Origin of the sequence: Priestia sp. SIMBA_032 (assembly GCF_046535215.1) — a bacterium.
Classification (GTDB): Bacteria; Bacillota; Bacilli; order Bacillales; family Bacillaceae_H; genus Priestia; species Priestia aryabhattai.
Window position 1 is genome coordinate 1 of sequence record NZ_JAWRXD010001593.1, and the last position, 235, is coordinate 235.

Consider the following 235-nt stretch of genomic DNA (forward strand, 5'->3'; position numbering starts at 1 on the left):
GGTTCGTCGACCGGCGCGGGTTCGGCGGGCTGGCGGCGCGGCTGGGCCGCGGGCTGGGACTGGGCCGCGGTCTGGGCACGGGCCACCACCATCAGGGCGCCGGACGTGTCGGACACGGCCACCAGGTCGGAGCCGGAAAGCAGCCGGTTCAGCGCGTCCACGCTGGCGTATTCGCCGGCCACGCCGGGCACGCGCACATCGGCGACCTGGTCGGTGCGATAGACCAGGTCGCGGC

Annotated in this window: 1 protein-coding gene; it reads right to left on the reverse strand. The window is 75.7% G+C overall.

Annotation, left to right across the window (positions count from 1 at the left end; all coding sequences use genetic code 11):
* Positions 1-235: STN domain-containing protein (locus tag SB717_RS39670; RefSeq protein ID WP_410908837.1), on the reverse strand; the 235-nt coding region annotated here is incomplete at both ends.